The organism is Mesorhizobium sp. M8A.F.Ca.ET.181.01.1.1 (genome assembly GCF_004792025.1).
Lineage (GTDB): Bacteria > Pseudomonadota > Alphaproteobacteria > Rhizobiales > Rhizobiaceae > Mesorhizobium.
This window is the reverse complement of sequence record NZ_SRTV01000006.1, coordinates 268,658-286,316: the sequence shown is the minus strand read 5'-3', so window position 1 is coordinate 286,316 and position 17,659 is coordinate 268,658. Positions and strand designations below refer to the sequence as shown.

Annotated in this window: 15 protein-coding genes; 8 read left to right on the top strand and 7 right to left on the bottom strand. The window is 64.8% G+C overall.

Annotated features, from left to right (window positions below; translation table 11 throughout):
* The first annotated feature begins 67 nt into the window (after positions 1–67).
* From EN824_RS22455 to EN824_RS22440, 4 genes are all read left to right on the top strand, one after another.
* Positions 68–1,237 (top strand): AI-2E family transporter, encoded by a 1,170-nt coding sequence (locus EN824_RS22455; RefSeq protein WP_127278269.1) that lies wholly within the window; start codon positions 68–70, stop codon positions 1,235–1,237.
* 70 nt (positions 1,238–1,307) lie between these two features.
* Complete coding sequence (locus tag EN824_RS22450) at positions 1,308–2,141, top strand: arylamine N-acetyltransferase (RefSeq protein ID WP_127278268.1); 834 nt, start codon at positions 1,308–1,310, stop codon at positions 2,139–2,141.
* Positions 2,138–3,139 carry an LLM class flavin-dependent oxidoreductase gene (locus EN824_RS22445; protein ID WP_127278267.1) on the top strand — a complete coding sequence of 334 codons (1,002 nt, stop codon included), beginning with the start codon at positions 2,138–2,140 and terminating at the stop codon, positions 3,137–3,139. The genes EN824_RS22450 and EN824_RS22445 overlap by 4 nt, the downstream gene beginning before the upstream one ends.
* A gap of 84 nt (positions 3,140–3,223) precedes the next feature.
* Positions 3,224–4,018: an inositol monophosphatase family protein gene (locus EN824_RS22440; protein ID WP_135862594.1), complete on the top strand. Its 795-nt coding sequence runs from the start codon at positions 3,224–3,226 to the stop codon at positions 4,016–4,018.
* A 67-nt stretch (positions 4,019–4,085) separates the two neighbouring features.
* Here the strand turns inward: EN824_RS22440 and EN824_RS22435 are convergent, their stop codons facing one another.
* The gene (locus tag EN824_RS22435; RefSeq protein ID WP_127280930.1) at positions 4,086–5,102 is read right to left on the bottom strand and encodes a LacI family DNA-binding transcriptional regulator; all 1,017 of its coding nucleotides are present in this window, start codon (positions 5,100–5,102) and stop codon (positions 4,086–4,088) included.
* Positions 5,103–5,320: 218 nt separating this feature from the next.
* Between EN824_RS22435 and EN824_RS22430 the strand changes: the two genes are divergently transcribed.
* The 3 genes from EN824_RS22430 to EN824_RS22420 are packed head-to-tail and all read left to right on the top strand — an operon-like array spanning position 5,321 to position 9,182.
* Positions 5,321–6,907 carry a sugar ABC transporter ATP-binding protein gene (locus EN824_RS22430; RefSeq protein WP_127873279.1) on the top strand — a complete coding sequence of 529 codons (1,587 nt, stop codon included), beginning with the start codon at positions 5,321–5,323 and terminating at the stop codon, positions 6,905–6,907.
* Positions 6,904–8,217 carry an ABC transporter permease gene (locus EN824_RS22425; protein ID WP_127873278.1) on the top strand — a complete coding sequence of 438 codons (1,314 nt, stop codon included), beginning with the start codon at positions 6,904–6,906 and terminating at the stop codon, positions 8,215–8,217. Before EN824_RS22430 ends, EN824_RS22425 begins: the two co-directional genes overlap by 4 nt.
* Entirely contained in the window at positions 8,214–9,182 is a 969-nt protein-coding gene (locus EN824_RS22420; protein ID WP_127873277.1) for a substrate-binding domain-containing protein, read from the top strand. The genes EN824_RS22425 and EN824_RS22420 overlap by 4 nt, the downstream gene beginning before the upstream one ends.
* A 274-nt stretch (positions 9,183–9,456) precedes the next feature.
* Here EN824_RS22420 and EN824_RS22410 read toward each other — a convergent pair whose 3' ends face one another.
* From EN824_RS22410 to EN824_RS22385, 6 genes are read right to left on the bottom strand one after another with little or no spacing between them, the layout of a single operon-like run.
* Positions 9,457–9,918 (bottom strand): MarR family transcriptional regulator, encoded by a 462-nt coding sequence (locus tag EN824_RS22410; RefSeq protein ID WP_135862597.1) that lies wholly within the window; start codon positions 9,916–9,918, stop codon positions 9,457–9,459.
* Positions 9,915–10,499 (bottom strand): amino acid synthesis family protein, encoded by a 585-nt coding sequence (locus EN824_RS22405; protein ID WP_135862599.1) that lies wholly within the window; start codon positions 10,497–10,499, stop codon positions 9,915–9,917. Before EN824_RS22405 ends, EN824_RS22410 begins: the two co-directional genes overlap by 4 nt.
* Positions 10,492–11,376, bottom strand: a complete 885-nt coding sequence (locus EN824_RS22400) for a UPF0280 family protein (protein WP_135862601.1) — start codon at positions 11,374–11,376, stop codon at positions 10,492–10,494. The genes EN824_RS22405 and EN824_RS22400 overlap by 8 nt, the downstream gene beginning before the upstream one ends.
* Positions 11,376–12,917, bottom strand: coding sequence for a 6-hydroxynicotinate reductase (locus tag EN824_RS22395; protein ID WP_135862603.1), 1,542 nt, complete (start codon positions 12,915–12,917; stop codon positions 11,376–11,378). Before EN824_RS22395 ends, EN824_RS22400 begins: the two co-directional genes overlap by 1 nt.
* Entirely contained in the window at positions 12,914–15,832 is a 2,919-nt protein-coding gene (locus EN824_RS22390; RefSeq protein ID WP_135862605.1) for a molybdopterin-dependent oxidoreductase, read from the bottom strand. Before EN824_RS22390 ends, EN824_RS22395 begins: the two co-directional genes overlap by 4 nt.
* A complete protein-coding gene (locus tag EN824_RS22385) occupies positions 15,829–16,683 on the bottom strand; it encodes a xanthine dehydrogenase family protein subunit M (protein WP_135932714.1) in 855 nt (284 codons plus the stop codon). Before EN824_RS22385 ends, EN824_RS22390 begins: the two co-directional genes overlap by 4 nt.
* Positions 16,684–17,033: 350 nt before the next feature.
* On the opposite strand from EN824_RS22385, the gene pncA reads away from it, so the two are divergent.
* A complete protein-coding gene (gene pncA, locus EN824_RS22380) occupies positions 17,034–17,648 on the top strand; it encodes a bifunctional nicotinamidase/pyrazinamidase (protein WP_127871280.1) in 615 nt (204 codons plus the stop codon).
* Positions 17,649–17,659 lie beyond the last annotated feature (11 nt).

The window sequence follows — 17,659 nt, the reverse complement described above, 5'->3', positions numbered from 1 at the left end:
TTGAAGCCGTGCCGGCGTTTTCGTCTGCGGATTGCATCAGTTGTGGTGCGCCGCCGAGGGGGCCACGATGAAAGCCGAACCCGCCGCTTTGGGCGCAGGCGTTGCCGAGGCCGAGGAGTCACGTTTGGCAACGCGCGCCGACACACGCCTGATGCGCTCGCTGCTCATCGGCATCTTCCTGTTCATGAGCATCTATGCGCTCTATTTCGCGCGCGCCTTCTTCATGCCGGTCATCCTGGCCTTTCTGCTGACGCTGACACTGACGCCGATCGTGCGGCTGCTGCGCAAGCGCGGCATTCCCGAAGTGGTCTCGGCGACGCTTCTGGTGCTTGTATCCATCTTCGTCTTCGCGAGCGCCGGCTATGTGCTCAGCGGCCCCGTCATCGATCTCATCAACAACACGTCGTCCATCGGCCAGCAACTGACCGAACGGCTGGCGCAGTTGCGGCGGCCGGTCGAGAGGATCATGGAGATCGCGCACCAGATCGAAGGGCTGACCGAAACATCGCAGGAACCGGGTGTGCAGAAGGTCGCGGTGGCGCAGTCCGGCTTCCTGTCGTCGGCGGCGAGCAACATCCTGTCGGCCGGAACAAGCCTGACCATCATCTTCGTTTTGTCGCTGTTCCTGCTCGCCTCGGGCACGATGTTCTACGAGAAGATCATTCAGTCCTTCGCCAGCCTCACCGAAAAGAAGCGGGCGCTGCGCGTCGTCTACGACGTCGAGCGGGAAATCTCGCACTATCTGCTCACCGTCACAATCATCAACACCGGCCTCGGCACGGTCATCGGCCTCGGCCTGTGGGCGCTTGGCATGCCCAATCCGCTGGTCTGGGGCGCCGCGGCCGCTCTGCTCAATTTCCTGCCTTATGTCGGGGCCATGATCACGCTCGTCCTGGTCACGGTCATCGCGCTGATCAGCTTCGACACGATCGCCTACGCGTTGTTGGCGCCTGCCTTCCTGGTGTTGTGCGACATCGTCGAAGGCCAGTTCGTGACGCCGATGGTGGTCGGGCGGCGGCTCGAGATCAACGCCGTGGCGATCTTCATCGCCATCGCATTCTGGTCATGGCTGTGGGGCTTCGTCGGCGCGCTGATGGCTGTGCCGCTGCTGGTCGTCGTCAAGGTGTTCTGCGACCATTTCGAGAGCCTTAGCCATGTCGGCAATTTTCTCGCCGCCCAACATACGGCGGTCGTGGAGGAGGACGCCGACGAACAGGACGGCACGGCCGCCGCATAACAGGCGCACCGTTTGCGGCGGCGGGATCGAATGCCTATATCCGCCCGATCAGTGCCCGGTGCCCTTCCCGATGAACGACGCTCCCTTCGACCTCGACGCCTATTTCGCCCGGATCGGCCATGCCGGTTCCAGTGATGCTTCGCTCGACACGCTGAAGACGCTTCATTTCCTGCATCCGCAGGCGATCCCCTTCGAGAACATGGATCCGTTTCTGGGGCGCCCGGTCCGATTGGACGCCGCATCGCTGCAGGACAAGATGGTCCTCGACGGGCGTGGCGGCTATTGCTTCGAGCACAATCTCATTTTCATGCACGCGCTGAAGGCGCTTGGCTTCGAGGTCGGCGGCCTCGCCGCGCGTGTGCTCTGGGGTCAGAGCGAGGACGCGATCACGGCGCGTAGCCACATGCTTTTGCGCGCCGAGCTCGATGGCCGGACCTATATAGCCGATGTCGGCTTCGGCGGCCTGACGCTGACCGCCCCGCTGCTGCTCGAGCCGGGCCTCGAACAGACGACCCCGCACGAAACGTTCCGCATCGTTGAAACCGGCGATCACTTTCGCCTGCAGGCCGCCATCGGCGGCGGCTGGCGCTCGCTGTATCGCTTCGATCTGCAGCCGCACTATGAGGTCGATTATTCCGTCACCAATTATTTCCTGTCGACCAACCCGGCATCGCATTTCCTGACCTCGGTTCTGGCGGCGCGCGCCGCGCCCGACCGGCGCTACGCGCTGCGCGGCAATCGCCTGTCGATCCATCACATTGATGGCCACACCGAACAGAAGCAGATCGCCACAGCCACTGAACTCGCCGACACGCTGGAAGGCCAGCTCGGCATCACCATTCCCGACCGCACGGCCTTCGAGGCTCGGGTGCGTGAGAAGAAGATCGTGGAGACCAGTACATGACCGAACTTTCCGTCCTCGACCTGTCGCCGATCGTCGAAGGCAGCGATGCCTCGCAATCGCTCGCCAATTCGCTCGACCTCGCCCGCCACGCCGAGCGGCTCGGCTACAAGCGCTACTGGCTGGCCGAGCACCACAACATGCCAGGCATTGCCAGTGCGGCCACATCGGTTGTCATCGCCCATGTTGCCGGCGGCACCAAAACCATTCGCGTCGGCGCCGGCGGCATCATGCTGCCCAACCATGCCCCGCTGGTGATCGCCGAGCAGTTCGGCACGCTGGCGGCCTTGTTTCCAGGCCGCATCGACCTTGGCCTCGGCCGCGCTCCCGGCACCGACATGAACACGGCGCGGGCGCTACGCCGCAATCTCGAGGCCGGCGTCGACAATTTCCCGCAGGATGTCGTCGAGCTGATGGGTTATTTCCTGCCGGCCGAGGAAGGCCAGCGCCTGCGCGCCGTGCCTGGCGAAGGGCAGACGGTGCCGATCTGGATTCTCGGGTCGAGCCTCTACGGCGCGCAGCTCGCCGCCATGCTCGGCCTGCCCTATGCCTTCGCCTCGCATTTCGCCCCGGCGGAACTCGATCACGCGCTGGACATCTACCGCTCGCGCTTCCAGCCGTCCGAGCAGCTCGACAAGCCACATGTCATGCTCGGCCTCAATGTCTTTGCAGCGCCCACCGACGCCGAGGCACGTCTGCTGTTCACCTCGCTGCAGCAGGCCTTCGTCAATCTGCGCACCGGCAGGTCCGGAAGATTGCCGCCGCCGGTCGAGAGCTATGACCGGGATCTCGACCCGATGGCCAAGACCATGCTCGGCCAGGCGCTGTCCTGCGCCGTCGTCGGCTCGCCGGAAACGGTCCGCCAAGGCATCGATGCGTTCGTACGCCGCACCGGCGCCGACGAGCTGATGGTCACCGCGCAGATATTCGATCACGCCGCCCGCGTGCGTTCCTTCGAAATCCTGGCCGAGGCGCACAAATCGCTGTCGCAAGCGGCCTGACGTCTTGTACTTCGCCGGGTGCTTTTGCCGGTCACAATGCTCTGCTAAGTGCAAGGCATCCATCGGCAGCAAGTGAGCTTTCCCGTGACACATGATCTCGAAGCACGCATGCGGTTCGCCATCGATCTGGCGCGGCGCGCCGGCGAACTCGGCCTGAGGTATTTCCGCGATCTCGACAGCCTGACCATCGAGAGCAAGGGCCATCAGGACCTGGTCTCGCAAGCCGACCGCGAGGTCGAGCTGTTCATCCGCGCGGCGATCGCCGCCGACTATCCCCGGGACGGCATCGTCGGCGAGGAGCATGCCTCGGTCGCCGGCTCTACCGGCCATGTCTGGGTGATCGACCCCATCGACGGCACCGCCAATTTCGTGCGCGGCATTCCGGCTTGGTGCGTGGTGATCGCTTGCGCCCGGGATGGGGAGACGATCGTCGGCGTCATCCACGAGCCATCGACCGGCGAGACCTTCCACGGAAGGCTGGGCGGCGGCGCCTTCGTCAACGGCAGGCCGATGAGGACGAGCGCGGCGACCAGCCTTGAAGAAGGTTCGGTGGGCACCGGCTTCTCAAACCGGGCCGAGGCCGAAAACATCGCCGTGCTGATCAAGAAGATCCTCGCCGAAGGCGGCGTCTTCTTCCGCAACGCGTCAGGCGCCCTGATGCTCGCCTATGTCGCCTCGGGCCGGCTGCTCGGCTATGTCGAAGAACACATGAACGCCTGGGACTGCGTGGCCGGCATGCTGTTGATCGAGGAGGCTGGCGGCACCGTTCTGAAGGCGGACCCGAAGACGGTGCTCCAGAGCGGCACGCAGGTCATCACGGGCGGCAAGGGCGTGTTTTCGAAGCTGCAGGCGCTGTGTTCCGGTGTCTTTACGTCCTGATCAGGCTCCAAATCTCGGGAAGCAGGATGGCGTCCGAAAACCGCTTCACATTTTTCGGCATCATGCTTTAGGCACTGACGCTCTGAACCGCCCCCAGCGGCCGGCATGAGTTGCGGATCATCAGGCGGCCCTTGAGCACGAGCTTGCGCGGCGGCGTGTCCCGGTTGCCGGCGAGGCGGTCGAGCAGCAGATTGGCCGCTTGCTCGCCGATGGCCTGCACCGGCTGCGCCACCGTGGTCAGCTGCGGCTGGAACACGTCGGACCAGGGAAAATCGTCGAAGCAAGCGACCGAAATGTCCTCCGGACAGGACAAGCCGATGTCGCGGATCGCCTTCATGGTTCCGATCACCATCGGGTTGTTGGCCGAGAAGATCGCGCTTGGCCGGTCATGCAGCGACAAAAGCTGCATGGTTGCGTTGTAGCCGTCGATCTCGTGGAAATTGCCGGAGCGAACCAGTTCCTCGGCCACCGGCAAGCCGGCGGCCTGGAGCGCCTCGCAATATCCGGTCATGCGGTCATGCATGGGTGAAATATCCGAGGTGCCGGTGATGTACCCGATGCGGCGGTGGCCGAGGTCGATCAGATAGCTGATGGCGTCGAACACCGCGCGCTGGTTGTCGAGAACCACGGCGTCGGTGTCGACCCCCTCGCACAGGCGATCCATCAGCACCACCGGCACGTTGGCATCGGCGACGATCCGCTCGAGGATCGCGCCGTCACCGACGCGCGCCACGATCAAGCCGTCGACCATGCGGTCGAGCAGCAGCCTGATCTGGTCGTCCTGGGTGTTCAAATCCTCGTCGGTACAGCACAGCATGACAGCATAGCCGGCGCGGTCGAAGGCCTGCTGGATGACCGAGACGACGGCGGTGAAGAACGGGTTGGTGATGTGGGGAACGGTCAAGCCGATGGTGCGCGTCGTACCCATCTTCAGGCTGCGGGCTATGGCGTTGCGCTTGTAGCCGATATCGCGGATCGCCTGCTCGATTCGAGCGCTGAGCTCCGGACTCACGGTTGCGGTGCCGTTGATCAGCGCCGACACGGTGGCGACCGAGACACGCGCCGCTTCGGCCACGTGCAACATGGTGGGCGCGGTGGATTTGCGTTGTTTTTTTGGCCCTGACGCTGTCATTTTCGAAACGTTTCGTCACCCCTTGCCAGCAATACCTACGGAATCCCGCCATTTTAGGCAAGAATTGAAATGCATCAAAGTTTCGTCACCCTATATCGGCTTGACAGGATCGAAACGTTTAGATTAGCGTTCGAGAAGCTGACGAAGACGGAAGGGAGGCCGCCATTGTCATGGAACAGAGCAATTCCCTTTCCTCGGCGCGCAATGCGACATCGGATCGCTCGGACACCGTTCTGAGCGCCGAGCATATTTCGAAGAGCTTTGGCGGCATCGCCGCGCTCGTCGATGTCGGCTTCGAATTGCGGCGCGGCGAAGTGCATGCCTTGATGGGTGAGAACGGCGCCGGCAAGTCGACGCTGATGAAGATCCTCTCCGGCGTCTATACCGGCTACGAAGGCACGGTCAGCATCGACGGAAGGCCGGTCAGCTTCGCCGGCGTGCGCGACGCCGAGGACGCGGGCATCGCCATCATCCACCAGGAGCTCAACCTGGTGCCGGAACTGAGCGTCGCCGACAACATCTTTCTCGGGCGCGAGAAGCTGATCGCGGGTCTGATCGTCGACCGCAAGGCGAGCAGCCGCGCGGCAAGCGCCCTCCTGCAGCGGCTCGGCATCGAACTCGATCCGGACGCACGCGTCGGCGCGCTGCGTGTCGGCGAACAGCAGCTGGTCGAGATCGCCAAGGCGCTGTCGATGTCGGCGCGTATGCTGATCATGGACGAGCCGACCTCGGCACTGTCGCCGGCCGAATGCCAACGGCTGTTTCGCATCATCGGCCAGCTTGCCGACAGCGGTGTCGCCATCGTCTACATCTCGCACCGCATCGACGAGGTCATGCATCTGGCCGGCCGCGTCACCGTGTTCCGCGACGGGCGCCATGTGCTGACGCGGCCGATGGCCGAGCTTGACGAAAATGCCATCATTTCGGCGATGGTCGGACGGGACCTGCTAGCATCCTCCCAGGACGAGCGGGATCCCGGCGGCAGGACCGTACTTTCGGTCAGCGATCTGTCGCTGTCGAAGCCAGACCGCCAGGGCTGGCGGCAGGTGATCGGCGGCATCAGCTTCGATCTGGCCGCCGGAGAAATCCTCGGCATTGGCGGGTTGCTGGGCTCCGGCCGCACCGAGATCATGGAAGCGATCTTCGGCTCGAGCGATGGCCGTGCCGGCGGCGAGATCCGGCTCGACGGCCAGCCGGTGGACATCCGCTCACCGCGCGATGCGCGGCGGCTGGGCATCGCTCTGGTCACCGAGGACCGCAAGACGCAAGGCCTGCATCTGCAGGCCTCGATATCGGACAATGTGGCGCTGCCGCTGGTCGGCGCGCTGGCCCGCTTCGGCATCCGTTCGCTAGCCGGCGAACAGGGCCTGGCGCGGCAAGCGGTCAAGGCGCTCGGCATCCGCTGCCGGGATATCGACCAGCCCGCCGGCACGCTGTCGGGCGGCAACCAGCAGAAGGTCGTCATCGGCAAGTGGCTGGCGACCAGGCCGAGGGTGCTGTTGCTCGACGAGCCGACGCGCGGCATCGATGTCGGCGCCAAGCGCGAGATCTACGACCTCATCTTCCGGCTGGCGGGCGATGGCCTGGCCATCGCCGTCATCAGTTCCGAGCTGCCGGAATTGCTGCATCTTTCCGACCGCATCCTGGTGATGGCCGACGGCCGCCAGACAGGCATCCTTTCCCGCGAAGCGGCGAGCGAGGAGGCCATCATGCGCCTCGCGGCACCGCGCCGGACCCTATCGAGACCCGCCGCATGACCGCACTGAAACTCCTGTCCCGCACCAAGCTCTACTGGGGCCTGATCGCCATCTTCCTGATCGGCGTGCTGGGCTCGCCAGTGAGTTCCAAGGGCAACAACATCTTTCTGTCCTACGGCAATCTCCTTGACGTGCTGCGCCAGGTGTCGACCACCGGGCTGATCGCCACCGGCATGACGGCGGTGATCATCACCGGCGGCATCGACCTTTCCGTCGGCTCGCTGATGGCCATCTGCTCGGTGGTGTGCGCCATGCTGCTGACGGTTCCGGGCGTGACGCCGGGCGTCGTGCTGGGCGTGCCGACGGTTGCCCTGGTTGCGCTGTGTCTCGGCTTCGTGGTCACGCGCTTCATCTTCCTCAACGTGGAAAAGTCCCGCGCCGGCGTTGATGCCGTGGCCCGCGACGTGAGGCTGGACACCGTTCGTGGGCTGGTCACGCCGGCAATCGTCGGCATCGTCCTGTGCTGCCTTTCGCTCTGGTACCTGCTGCCGCAGATCGAGCCCAAATTCGGCGTTCTCGGCGTGCTTCTGGTGGCGCCTTGCGTTGGTCTGCTGTTCGGCGCCATCAACGGTTTCATCATCGTCGGCGGACGGCTGCAGCCTTTCATCGTCACGCTGGCGATGATGGTGACGGCGCTCGGAATCGCCCGGCTCACCGCCGGCCAGAACAATGCCGTGTTGCCGGTCTATACCGGCTCCAACGCCACCGCCGATTTCGAGCTGCTGCGCTCGCTGGTATTCGGCGTCATCCCGATGCCCGGCCTGTTCTTCCTCGGCGCCATCGTCATCTACGGCGCGGTGCTGCGCTTCACGCCGTTCGGCCGCTATGTCTATGCCATCGGCGGCAATGAGGAGGCGGCAAGGCTTTCCGGCATCGCCGCCGGCCGCGTCAAGATCGCCACTTATGCCATATCAGGACTGCTCGCCGGCATCGCCGCCGTGCTCTACGTAGCGCAGTACCGGCAAGGCAAGCCGGATGCCGGCGCCGGGCTGGAGCTCGACGCCATCGCCGCCGTGGTCATCGGCGGCACCAGCCTGATGGGCGGGCGCGGCAGCCTGACAGGCACCTTCTGCGGCGTGCTGATCTTCGGGCTGCTGTCCAACATCTTGCAGCTCCACAACATCAATTCGAACCTTCAGCTGGTGCTGAAGGGGATGATCATCATCGGCACCGTGCTCGTGCAGGAGCGCAATGCCGGCGATCTCATGGCCTATCTGCGCCTGCCCGGAGCGGCGCACAAGGAAACGGCCGCCGCGAAACGGCCGTCGCAAGAGACACCGTCTCTCAATCTCGGAGGAAACAAGAAATGAAACGACGTGACATGCTGAAGCTTGCCGCATTCGGTGCGGCCCTGCTGACCACCACGGCAATGCTCTCCACCGGACATGCCTTCGCCCAGGACAAGAAGTGGAAGATCGGCTTCTCGCAGGTGACCACCATCGAGCCCTGGCGCGCCCAGTTCAACAAGGACATCATTGCCGAGGCCGCCAAGCATCCCGATGTCGAGCTGATCATCACCGACGGCGAGGACAAGACCGAGAAGCAGGTCGCCGACGTCGAGAACCTGATCCGCCAGGAAGTCGACGCGCTCCTGGTGTCGCCGAAGGAATCGGCCGGCCTGACCGGCGTCGTGCAGCAGGCGATCGACGCCAAGATTCCGGTCTTCGTGCTCGACCGCAACGTCGACACCAAGGACTTCACCCAGTTCGTCGGCGGCGACAACAAGCTGATCGGCCGCGCGGCCGGCGAATATGCCGTCGAACTGCTCGGCGGCAAAGGCAAGGCGGCAGGCAATGTCGTCGAGATCTGGGGCGGCATGGGTACCCAGCCGGCGCATGACCGCCATGACGGTTTCCATGAATTCACCGACAAGGAACCGGGCATCAAATATCTGCTCGACCAGCAGTCGGGCGACTGGAAACAGGATCAGGCCTACAATTTGATGGCCAACGCGCTGAAGACCAACGAGAAGATCGATCTCGTCTACGGCCATAACGACCCGATGGCCTACGGCGCCTATCTCGCGGCCAAGGATGTTGGCCGCGAGAAGGACATCAAGTTCATCGGCATCGACGGCCTGCCCAACGAAGGCGTGCAGATGGTGAACAAGGGCGAGCTGACGGCGACCTTCACCTATGTCACCCCAGGTGCGGAAGGCCTGCGCCAGGCGATCAAGTTCCTGAACGGCGAGAAGGTCGAGAAGACCATCACCTTGCCGACGCAGAAGATCACCAAGGAAAACGCCGCCCAGGTGCTGAAAGACAACGGCCTGTGAGATAGTGGAGCTTGAGGGGCCTCGGTTGGCGCAGCCCCTCATCCGCCTGCCGGCACCTTCTCCCCGTATAGTGACGGGGAGAAGGGAGCTGTGGTGAAGCCGGCGCCCTTCTGCAACGCCGGCGACTAGCGAAGCCGTCGATGACAGCGCCTTTCTCCCCGTCCCTATACGGGAGAAATGTCCGGCAGGACAATGAGGGGCAGCGCAGACCAACCAATTCTACTCAACTCAATCGTTTCGGTGACCAGCTTCTGCAGGCTGGTAAGGTCCGCATCTACGCCAGCTTGGCTAGCAGCTTCATGAAGGTGACGATCTCCTTGGCCGTGAGCGGCGCCAGGGTCTCCAGCGTGATCTCGCGGGCCAGCGGGATCAGGCGCTCGATCGCGTCGCGGCCCTCCGGCGTCAGGTTTACCAGCAGCCGCCTTTTGTCGACCTCATGCCTGGAAAGCTCGACCATGCCACGCGCCTTCAACCGGTCGATGACGCCTTTCACCGTCGCCGCGTCCATGGCGATCAGCGTGCCGAGCTGGTTCTGCGAAGTTTCGCCAACGTCGCGCAGCTTGGCGAGTGCGGCGAATTGCGGCGGCGTCAGATCGGCGATACGGGCGGCGAAGATTGAAACATGGCGCTGGTGCGCCTTGCGCAGGATGAAGCCGACCTGCTCCTGCAGGAGGTAGTCGTGATCGTCGGCCTCTTCAACCTCGACCAGCTTGAGCAGGTTGTCCTCGCCGCTCACCGCAGCCCGTCCCAGGCTTTTATGTCATCCGCAGCGAGGCCACCCATCCGATTATGGACGCGCGGGCCGCAGGTCATGGCGAGGCAGAACAGGATCTCGTCGGGACGCGGGCCGTCGCTGATGCCGACTTCCATGGCGTCGAAATGGCTGCGCACATAGGCGGCGTTGATATGGCCGAGCGGCACGTCGAGCTTTGAGCCGAAGGCGCCGACCTTCTTGGCCGACGGCACGATCGCCTTGGCATCGCCCAGCCGCTCGCGCATCGCATAGCCACCCGGCACATGCCACAGCGCGCCATGTTCCAGCTCGCCCGCGCTGCCGACGATGGCGCCCTTGCCGTAGCCGTCGATCTGTTTGACGTCGCCGCCGAGGGCGGCGATCAGCCGGTCGGCGAGCAGCAGGCCGAGCGGCTTCAGATCGTCCATGGCGCTTTGCAGTTCCTCGACATAACGCCCGGCGAACGGGTTCCTGACCACGGCCATGGCAGCGGCACGCCGGCGCGGCACCGCGGCGGCCGGTCCGCCGTCGTGGAAGATCTCCTCGCTCAGCACCGCGATCTTGCGGATCGGAAATTCAGGCATGGGCAACTTCCTCCGGTTCATGCTTGTTGGGCGCGCCGAGTGCAACGGAGCCGCTGATGCGGGCCTCCCCGCCAAGAAACAGCGCCGATGCTGCAATCAGGCCGCGCCGGCGAAAATCTTCGGCGACGGCAAGACCATTGTCCAGCGCGCGTGCCACCTCATCAGGCGCAAGCGTGCCGACGCCTTGCGTCACCAGCCGCGCGCCAAGATCGCTGTCGGGCGACAGGTCGCGTGCGGGAACGCGCCTGATGGCGGGATTGCCGGGCAGGTCTACCGCGTTGGCTATGAGCGTTGCCGCCGCATCGGCCTCCGCGCCGGTCCGCGCCAGCACGGTGACGGCGTCGGCAATGCCAAGCGAGAAGGAGCGGCCACGCCAGCCGCTGGTTGCAACGCCACGCACGCCATCCTGCGCGCGGATCGTGATCCGGTCGGCCATGCCGTTACCGGTGCCGGCGACCGCCAATCCCATCGAGCGGCCTCTGCCGATGTGGAGGGCGCTGTCGCCGCCATTGTTGACATAGGCGCGATCGAGCTTGCGTCCGGCAAGCAGCGCGGCAAGCATTTCGTCGGCTACCGACCCGGCAACGGCGGCCATCGGTGTGATGAAGCATTCCGCCAGGGGCATGACGGCTGCTTCCATGCGGCGCGCCGTCGGGCCGGCGAAGGTTCGCGGCGCCAAGAAAAATGCCGGGAGCCGCAATTCGGGAAGCTCCTCGACCAGCTCGATCAGGATCGTTTGGAAGCGCGCGACGGCCTGGACGTAGGCGGCGCGACACTCATCAGCCTCGCCAAAGGCCTCGACGATCAGGTCGATCGGCCCATGGTTGAGATGCAGCCGCTTGCCGTCCTGCAGCCAGTGCGCTTGCGGATCTTCCATCACCCCGCCCCGTTCGGACCCACGCGGCGCAATTGCGCCAGCGGCGGCCATGGATTTTGGGTTGCGGCGCCTGTGCCGCGTCGGGGATTGAGATACTCGCCGCCTTTGGCGACGATGTCCGCAACGCTGCGGATCTCCGCCTCGTAGCCGCCGAGCCTGACATAGTCGTCGCGACGCAGCGTGAACTCGATCGGCGCCACCAGCGCCGGCGTCGGCACATAGCCGAAGGCGCCTTCCGGAACCCTGGTGACATCGACCATCAGCGTGATGCCGCCGCCCGGCCAGACATAGACCGGGGCGCCGCCAACGGTGACATAGGTAGTCAGGCCTTGCACCGAACGGGTGAGATTGACCGGGTTTTCGGTGACGCCGGCGCGCAGCGACCCGCCGGCGCCGCCGATGAACAGCACGGTGCACAAGGCCGGCTCGCAATTGTCCTCGATCAGGTTGACCGATTTCCTAAGCCGTTCCGGAAACGGTTTTTCGACCGGCTTCAGGTCGTCATCGAGCTCGTAATAGGCGAACTGCTCGCCGGTGGTCGAAACCATCAGCAGCGACAGGCCCGGGCGCGCGCCCTTCTTGGCGTTCCATTCGCCGAGTATCGACAGCGGATCTGAAATGCTGGTGCCGCCCCAGCCGAGGCCTGGCTCGGACACTTTGAAATAGCGGCCCGGTGTCGAGCGGCGGCCAACGATCTTGATGCCCGTATCCTGCCAGCCCAGCACCTTGCCGGCCTGGTGTTCGGAGACGACACCGGTGATGTGATCGTCGACCACCACGACCTCGTCGACCAGCCCGCGCCATTGCGTGGCAAACATGCCGATCGTGGCCGAGCCGCAGCCGACCCGCATGCGGTGTTCCTGCTTGCCGTCGATGACGGGGGGTTTGCCGGCTTCGACGATGACCGTGGCGCCGCCGTCTATGCTGAGTTCCACCGGTTTGCGGTTGCACAAATTGAGCAAGGCGTCACAGGTGGCGCGGCCTTCCGCCTTGGAACCGCCGGTCAGATGATGCACGCCGCCCAGCGACAGCATCTGCGAACCGTATTCGCCCGTCGTGACATGGCCGATGGCCTCGCCTTCGGCCCGCACGACAGCCGTTTCGGGTCCGATATGACGATCGGTGTCGATCTTCACCTTGACGCCGCAGTAGGAGAAGATGCCTTCGGTCACCACCGTGACGAGATCGACACCCTCGACCTCCTGGCTGACGATGAAGGGAGCGGGCTTGTAGTCGGGATAGGTGGTGCCGGCGCCGATTGCCGTGACGAAGCGGCGGCCGGTGTTGAGCAGCTCGCCGTCCCATTGCTCGCCCTCGGCGACAAAGGGCACCATGGCAGCGCCGGTCTCGGCCGCGTGGTCGAGGATGGTCAGCGGATCCATGCGCACGATCCCGCCGGCGACATTGCCATAGCGGTCGCAGGCGCCGGTGCGGCCGTCGGCGATGTAGCACATGACGGGACAGGCATCGCAGCGGATCTTCTCCGCCACCAGCTTCTCGCCGGGATCATGGGTTTCGAAGCGTTCGGCAAGCTCGCTCATGCGCGTGCCTCCTTCTCGCGGATGGCCGCCAGGATGCGGCTTGGCGTTGCCGGCACCTTGGTGACCAGCACGCCGGTGGCGTGGCGGATGGCGTTGAGGATCGCCGGCGCCGTCGGGATCAGCACGTGCTCGCCCAGGCCCTTGGCGCCGAACGGCCCTTCGGGATCGGGCACCTCGATAAGGATGGTCTCGATCGGCGGCACGTCGCCAATGGTCGGGATGAGATAGTCGTGCAGGTTTTCGGTGCGCCCGGGAATATATTCTTCCATCAACGCCATGCCGATGCCTTGGGCGATGCCGCCTTCGATCTGGCCCTCGGCCAGCAACGGATTGATCGCCTTGCCGACGTCATGCGCCGCCGTGATCTTGATCAGCCTGACAGTGCCGAGTTTGAGGTCGACCTCAAGTTCGGCAATCTGCGCGCCATAGCCATAGACCGCATAGGGTTTGCCCTGGCCCTTGGCATCGAGGGGCAGCGTCGGCGGATCGTATGTCTCTTCGGCGCGGAAGACGAAGCCGTCGGCATTCGCATCGAGCGCGGCAAGGTCGATGCGGCGTGTCGCCTCGCCTTCGCGGATGACGATCACCGCGCCATCCAATTTAAGGGAAGCCTTATCCGAGACATTGGCAAAGCGCAGGATTTTTTCGCGAAGGGCCCGCCCAGCCTTTTCAGCCGCCTTGCCGGTCACGAAAGTCTGTCGCGAGGCCGAAGTCTTGCCGGCGTCTGGGCTGATTGCCGTATCGGCGCTCTTCAGCTGGAATTTCTCCAGCGGCAGGCCGAGCGCGTCGGCGCAGATCTGCGTAATGACGGTGTTGGACCCCTGGCCGATATCGACGGCGCCCTGGTGCAGGATGACGTCGCCCGATGGCGCGATGCCTACCCTAATGGTCGACGGATTGGGCAGCGAGGTGTTGCCGCAACCATACCAGCAGCACGCGACGCCGACACCGCGCTTTCTATCTATGCTGGTGCTGTTGAAAGTATCCGCGTCGGCCGTCGCCCGCGCCCAGTGCAGCCGCAGCGCTTCGAGGCATTCGGCGATGCCGACGCCAGACACCAGAAGCTGCCCGGTAACCGTTTCGGAGCCGTTCCGAAGGCAGTTCTTCAGGCGAAAGTCTAGCCGATCCATGCCGAGCTTGCCCGCAAGCTCGTCATAGAGCGTCTCCTGCATGATCGTCGCCTGCGGCACGCCGAAGCCACGGAAGGCGCCGGCAATCGGACCATGGGTGTGGATGGCGCGGCCCTCGGCACGATAGTTGGGCGTGAGATAAGGGCCGGAGGCATGCACCGGCACGCGGTTGGCGACCGTCGGACCCCAGCTGGCATAGGCGCCGGTGTTGAAATCGCCGGTAAAGACCATGCCGGTGACGTAGCCGTCGGAGGCGGCACCGATGGTGGCCTTCATCTGCGCCGGATGGCGCTTGGTGGTCGACATCATCGATTCGTTGCGGGTGTAGGCAAGGGCCGCGGGCCGTCCCGTCTTGATGGCGACGAGGCCGATCAGAGGCTGCAAGGAAACGTCGAGCTTGGAGCCAAAGCCGCCACCGGTCGCGGTCGGCACGATGCGCACCTTGTTGACGGCAAGGCCGAGCACTTTCGCGGTGTCGTCACGGTCCATGTAAGGCGCCTGGGTGCAGGCGACGACGACAAGCGTGTCGCCGTCGACATATGCATAGCCGGCTTCCGGTTCGATATAGGCGTGCTCGACATAGGAGGTGTCGATCGCGCCGCTCGCGGTGACGGCCGCATTGGCAAGTGCCGCCTCGGGATCGCCGCGTTCGACAAAGCCCTTGGTCAGCAGGTTGTCCGGCCGGTTGCCGTGGATCAGCGCACCACCCTCGGCCTGCGCGTCACGAGGCTGGAGAACATGCGGCAGTTCGGTCCAGCGGATAGGGAAATCCGACAGATCGAGATCGAGGATCGCCTCTCGCTCGCCGGCGACCAGGGCGACCGCCTCGCCGCGAAGCCGGGCAAAGCCTTCGGCCAGCGCCGGCTGGTCGGCGAATGGGCCGATAACGCCGAAACAGTTTTTTCCCGGGATGTCGGCGGCCGTGAAAACACCCGCGATTCCTGGATGCGCCTTGGCCCAGCCGTCGAGGTCGCCGAAATCGAACTTTGCATGATAGTGCGGCGAGCGGACCACCAGCACGGCCAGCGCGTCGGCCGGGAAGGAATCGCCGCCGAATTTCTCGGCGCCGGTCACCTTTGGCACGCCGTCGAGCCTGACCGGCGACGCGCCAATGGCGTGGCCCGAGGCCGGCATCCTCCGATCGAGATCGCGATCCAGTCCATAAAGTTGGCGCTGCCCCACACCCTTACCCTCTCCCCGCAAGGGGCGGGGAGAGGGGGGCGCCAACGCTGGAGCGCTTCCCTTCTCCCCGTCACTATACGGGGAGAAGGCGCCAGCAGGCGGATGAGGGGCGGCGCTGGCAGTTGACCGTTCACTGCCGAACCATCCCGCCTCCATCACCGCCGCGATGATCTTCCGGTAGCCGGTGCAGCGGCAGAGGATGCCGCCCAGCGCATCCTGTACCTCGGTCTCGGTCGGCCTGGGTTTCGTGTCCAGCAACGCGGTTGCGGCGACCAGCAGCGCCGGCGTGCAGATGCCGCATTGCGCGGCGCCATGCGCCAGGAACGAGGCTTGCAACGCCGACAGCCGGCCATTGGCAAGCCCCTCGACCGTCGTCACCGCGGTGCCAGCGGCCGAGGCCGCCGGCATCAGGCAGGCGCAGACGGGGTTGCCGTCGACCAGCACCGTGCAGGCGCCGCAGTCGCCGGCATCGCAGCCGACCTTTGTGCCGGTCAGCCGCAATTCATCGCGCAATACCGAAGACAGCCTGCGCAGCGGCGGCACGTTGACCGAGACAGCGGCGCCATTGACCGCGAAGGCGATATCGGCGCGATCCATGCTCATGCGGCCACCTTGTCGCCTGCTGGCGTCTCCGTGGCCGCGAGCACGGCGCGGGCAACGATCTCGCGCACCGCGTCAAGCCGGTATTCGGCGCTGCCGCGCACATCGGCGATCGGCGACAGCTCAACCATCGGCGCCGACCGGACCGCGACGACAAGCCCGGCGCCGACGGCAAGGCCGCGCAGCGCCGTCTCGACCCCGGCCAACCGCCTGGCGACGGCGGAACACGAGCCGACGGCCACGGCCGCATCCGCGACAGTGCCGTCCTCGACAACCAGACGCGCCGCCACCATGGCGATGGAGATGACGAGATAACGCCGGGCGCCGAGCTTGACGAAGGCCGATGTGCCGGAGGGTTTCGGCACGCGGATGGCAGTCACCATCTCGCCAGGCTGCAAGGCGGTACGGCGGTTGCCGAGGATGAACTGCGACAAGGGCAGATAGCGTGTCGCCGCCACCGAGCGCAGTTCTACCTCGGCGTCGAGCACGAGCAGGCCCGGCACACCATCGGCGGCAGGTGAAGCGTTGCAGAGATTGCCGGCGACCGAGGCGACGTTCTGGATCTGCGCCGAGCCGACCTCCCGCGCCGCCTGTTTCAAGGCGTCAAAGGCTGGCGGCAAGGGGTGGCGGATGACATCGGTCCATGTCGTGCGCGCGCCGACGATCCAGTGGCTGGCGGTTTCGGCGATGCCGCGCAGCGTTGTCAGGCCGTTGACATCGAGGACATTGTCGCGAAACGGCTTGCTTCCCTGTACCGGATAGAAATCCGTGCCGCCGGCAAGAATGCGCCAGGTGCCGCCGCCAAGCAGCGCGAGCGCCTCGTCGACCGTGGTGGGTTTCGCGTAACGGATCACGCTTTCCTTCCCAGTAAGATGGGCCTTCCCAACACAAAATGGGCTTTCCCAACAAGATGGGCCTTCCCAGAGATCGGCCCTCCCAAGACGTTTCGCCTGGGAATATCCTGCCGGCTTTCGATCCAGCAAATTCATTCGTATGCAAATGATATCAAGACGGCGGAATTTGTCAAAGCCAGAGTTTACGCCGGTGCCCATGTGGCGGGCATCGCCACGTATTTGTTATTCCGCTGGAGGTTGACGCGGCCCGCCATCTGGTCAAGTTTCTCCCTCCGGTCGCGCCAGCGGCTTCTTCTTTCGCCGGGCGCCTCATTCGGAGCCCGACCGCAGCCTGACAGGAAGGAAACTCCATGGCCGACGAAGCGCTCGTTGTCATCGACCTGCAGAACGACTTTTGCCCGGGCGGCGCGCTGGCCGTTGCCGGCGGCGACGAGATCGTGCCGCTGGTCAACGACATGATCCGGCGAACCGACCATGTCGTGCTGACGCAGGACTGGCACCCCGCCGGCCATTCCAGCTTTGCCTCCAGCCATCCGGGTTCGCAGCCCTATTCGACGATCGAAATGCCATACGGTGCGCAGACCTTGTGGCCGGACCATTGCATCCAGGGCAGTCTCGGTTCGGATTTCCACTCGGGGCTGGCCTGGACCAAGGCCGAACTCGTCATCCGCAAGGGATTTCGTCCCGCCATCGACAGTTACTCCGCCTTCTTCGAGAACGATCACGCGACGCCCACCGGACTCGCCGGTTATCTCCGGGAACGCGGCATCGACACGCTGATCCTGGTCGGCCTGGCGACCGATTTCTGCGTCGCCTTCTCGGCGCTGGATGCGGTCAAACAGGGGTTTAGAACCACGGTCAGGCTCGATGCCTGCCGTGGCATCGATCTCAACGGATCGCTCGAGACAATGCTGGCGAGAATGCGCGACGCCGGCGTGACGCTCGAAGATCATACGTCGGACTGACCGCACCGTGG

Excerpts from the sequence above, each read along its gene's own strand:
- EN824_RS22445 (WP_127278267.1), top strand. The coding sequence starts at position 2,138 with ATGACCGAACTTTCCGTCCTCGACCTGTCGCCGATCGTCGAAGGCAGC.
- EN824_RS22425 (WP_127873278.1), top strand. The coding sequence starts at position 6,904 with ATGACCGCACTGAAACTCCTGTCCCGCACCAAGCTCTACTGGGGCCTG.
- EN824_RS22455 (WP_127278269.1), top strand. The coding sequence starts at position 68 with ATGAAAGCCGAACCCGCCGCTTTGGGCGCAGGCGTTGCCGAGGCCGAG.
- EN824_RS22420 (WP_127873277.1), top strand. The coding sequence starts at position 8,214 with ATGAAACGACGTGACATGCTGAAGCTTGCCGCATTCGGTGCGGCCCTG.
- EN824_RS22430 (WP_127873279.1), top strand. The coding sequence starts at position 5,321 with ATGGAACAGAGCAATTCCCTTTCCTCGGCGCGCAATGCGACATCGGAT.
- EN824_RS22435 (WP_127280930.1), bottom strand. The coding sequence starts at position 5,102 with ATGTTGCACGTGGCCGAAGCGGCGCGTGTCTCGGTCGCCACCGTGTCG.
- pncA (WP_127871280.1), top strand. The coding sequence starts at position 17,034 with ATGGCCGACGAAGCGCTCGTTGTCATCGACCTGCAGAACGACTTTTGC.
- EN824_RS22400 (WP_135862601.1), bottom strand. The coding sequence starts at position 11,376 with ATGGAAGATCCGCAAGCGCACTGGCTGCAGGACGGCAAGCGGCTGCAT.
- EN824_RS22450 (WP_127278268.1), top strand. The coding sequence starts at position 1,308 with ATGAACGACGCTCCCTTCGACCTCGACGCCTATTTCGCCCGGATCGGC.
- EN824_RS22405 (WP_135862599.1), bottom strand. The coding sequence starts at position 10,499 with ATGCCTGAATTTCCGATCCGCAAGATCGCGGTGCTGAGCGAGGAGATC.
- EN824_RS22390 (WP_135862605.1), bottom strand. The coding sequence starts at position 15,832 with ATGAGCATGGATCGCGCCGATATCGCCTTCGCGGTCAATGGCGCCGCT.
- EN824_RS22395 (WP_135862603.1), bottom strand. The coding sequence starts at position 12,917 with ATGAGCGAGCTTGCCGAACGCTTCGAAACCCATGATCCCGGCGAGAAG.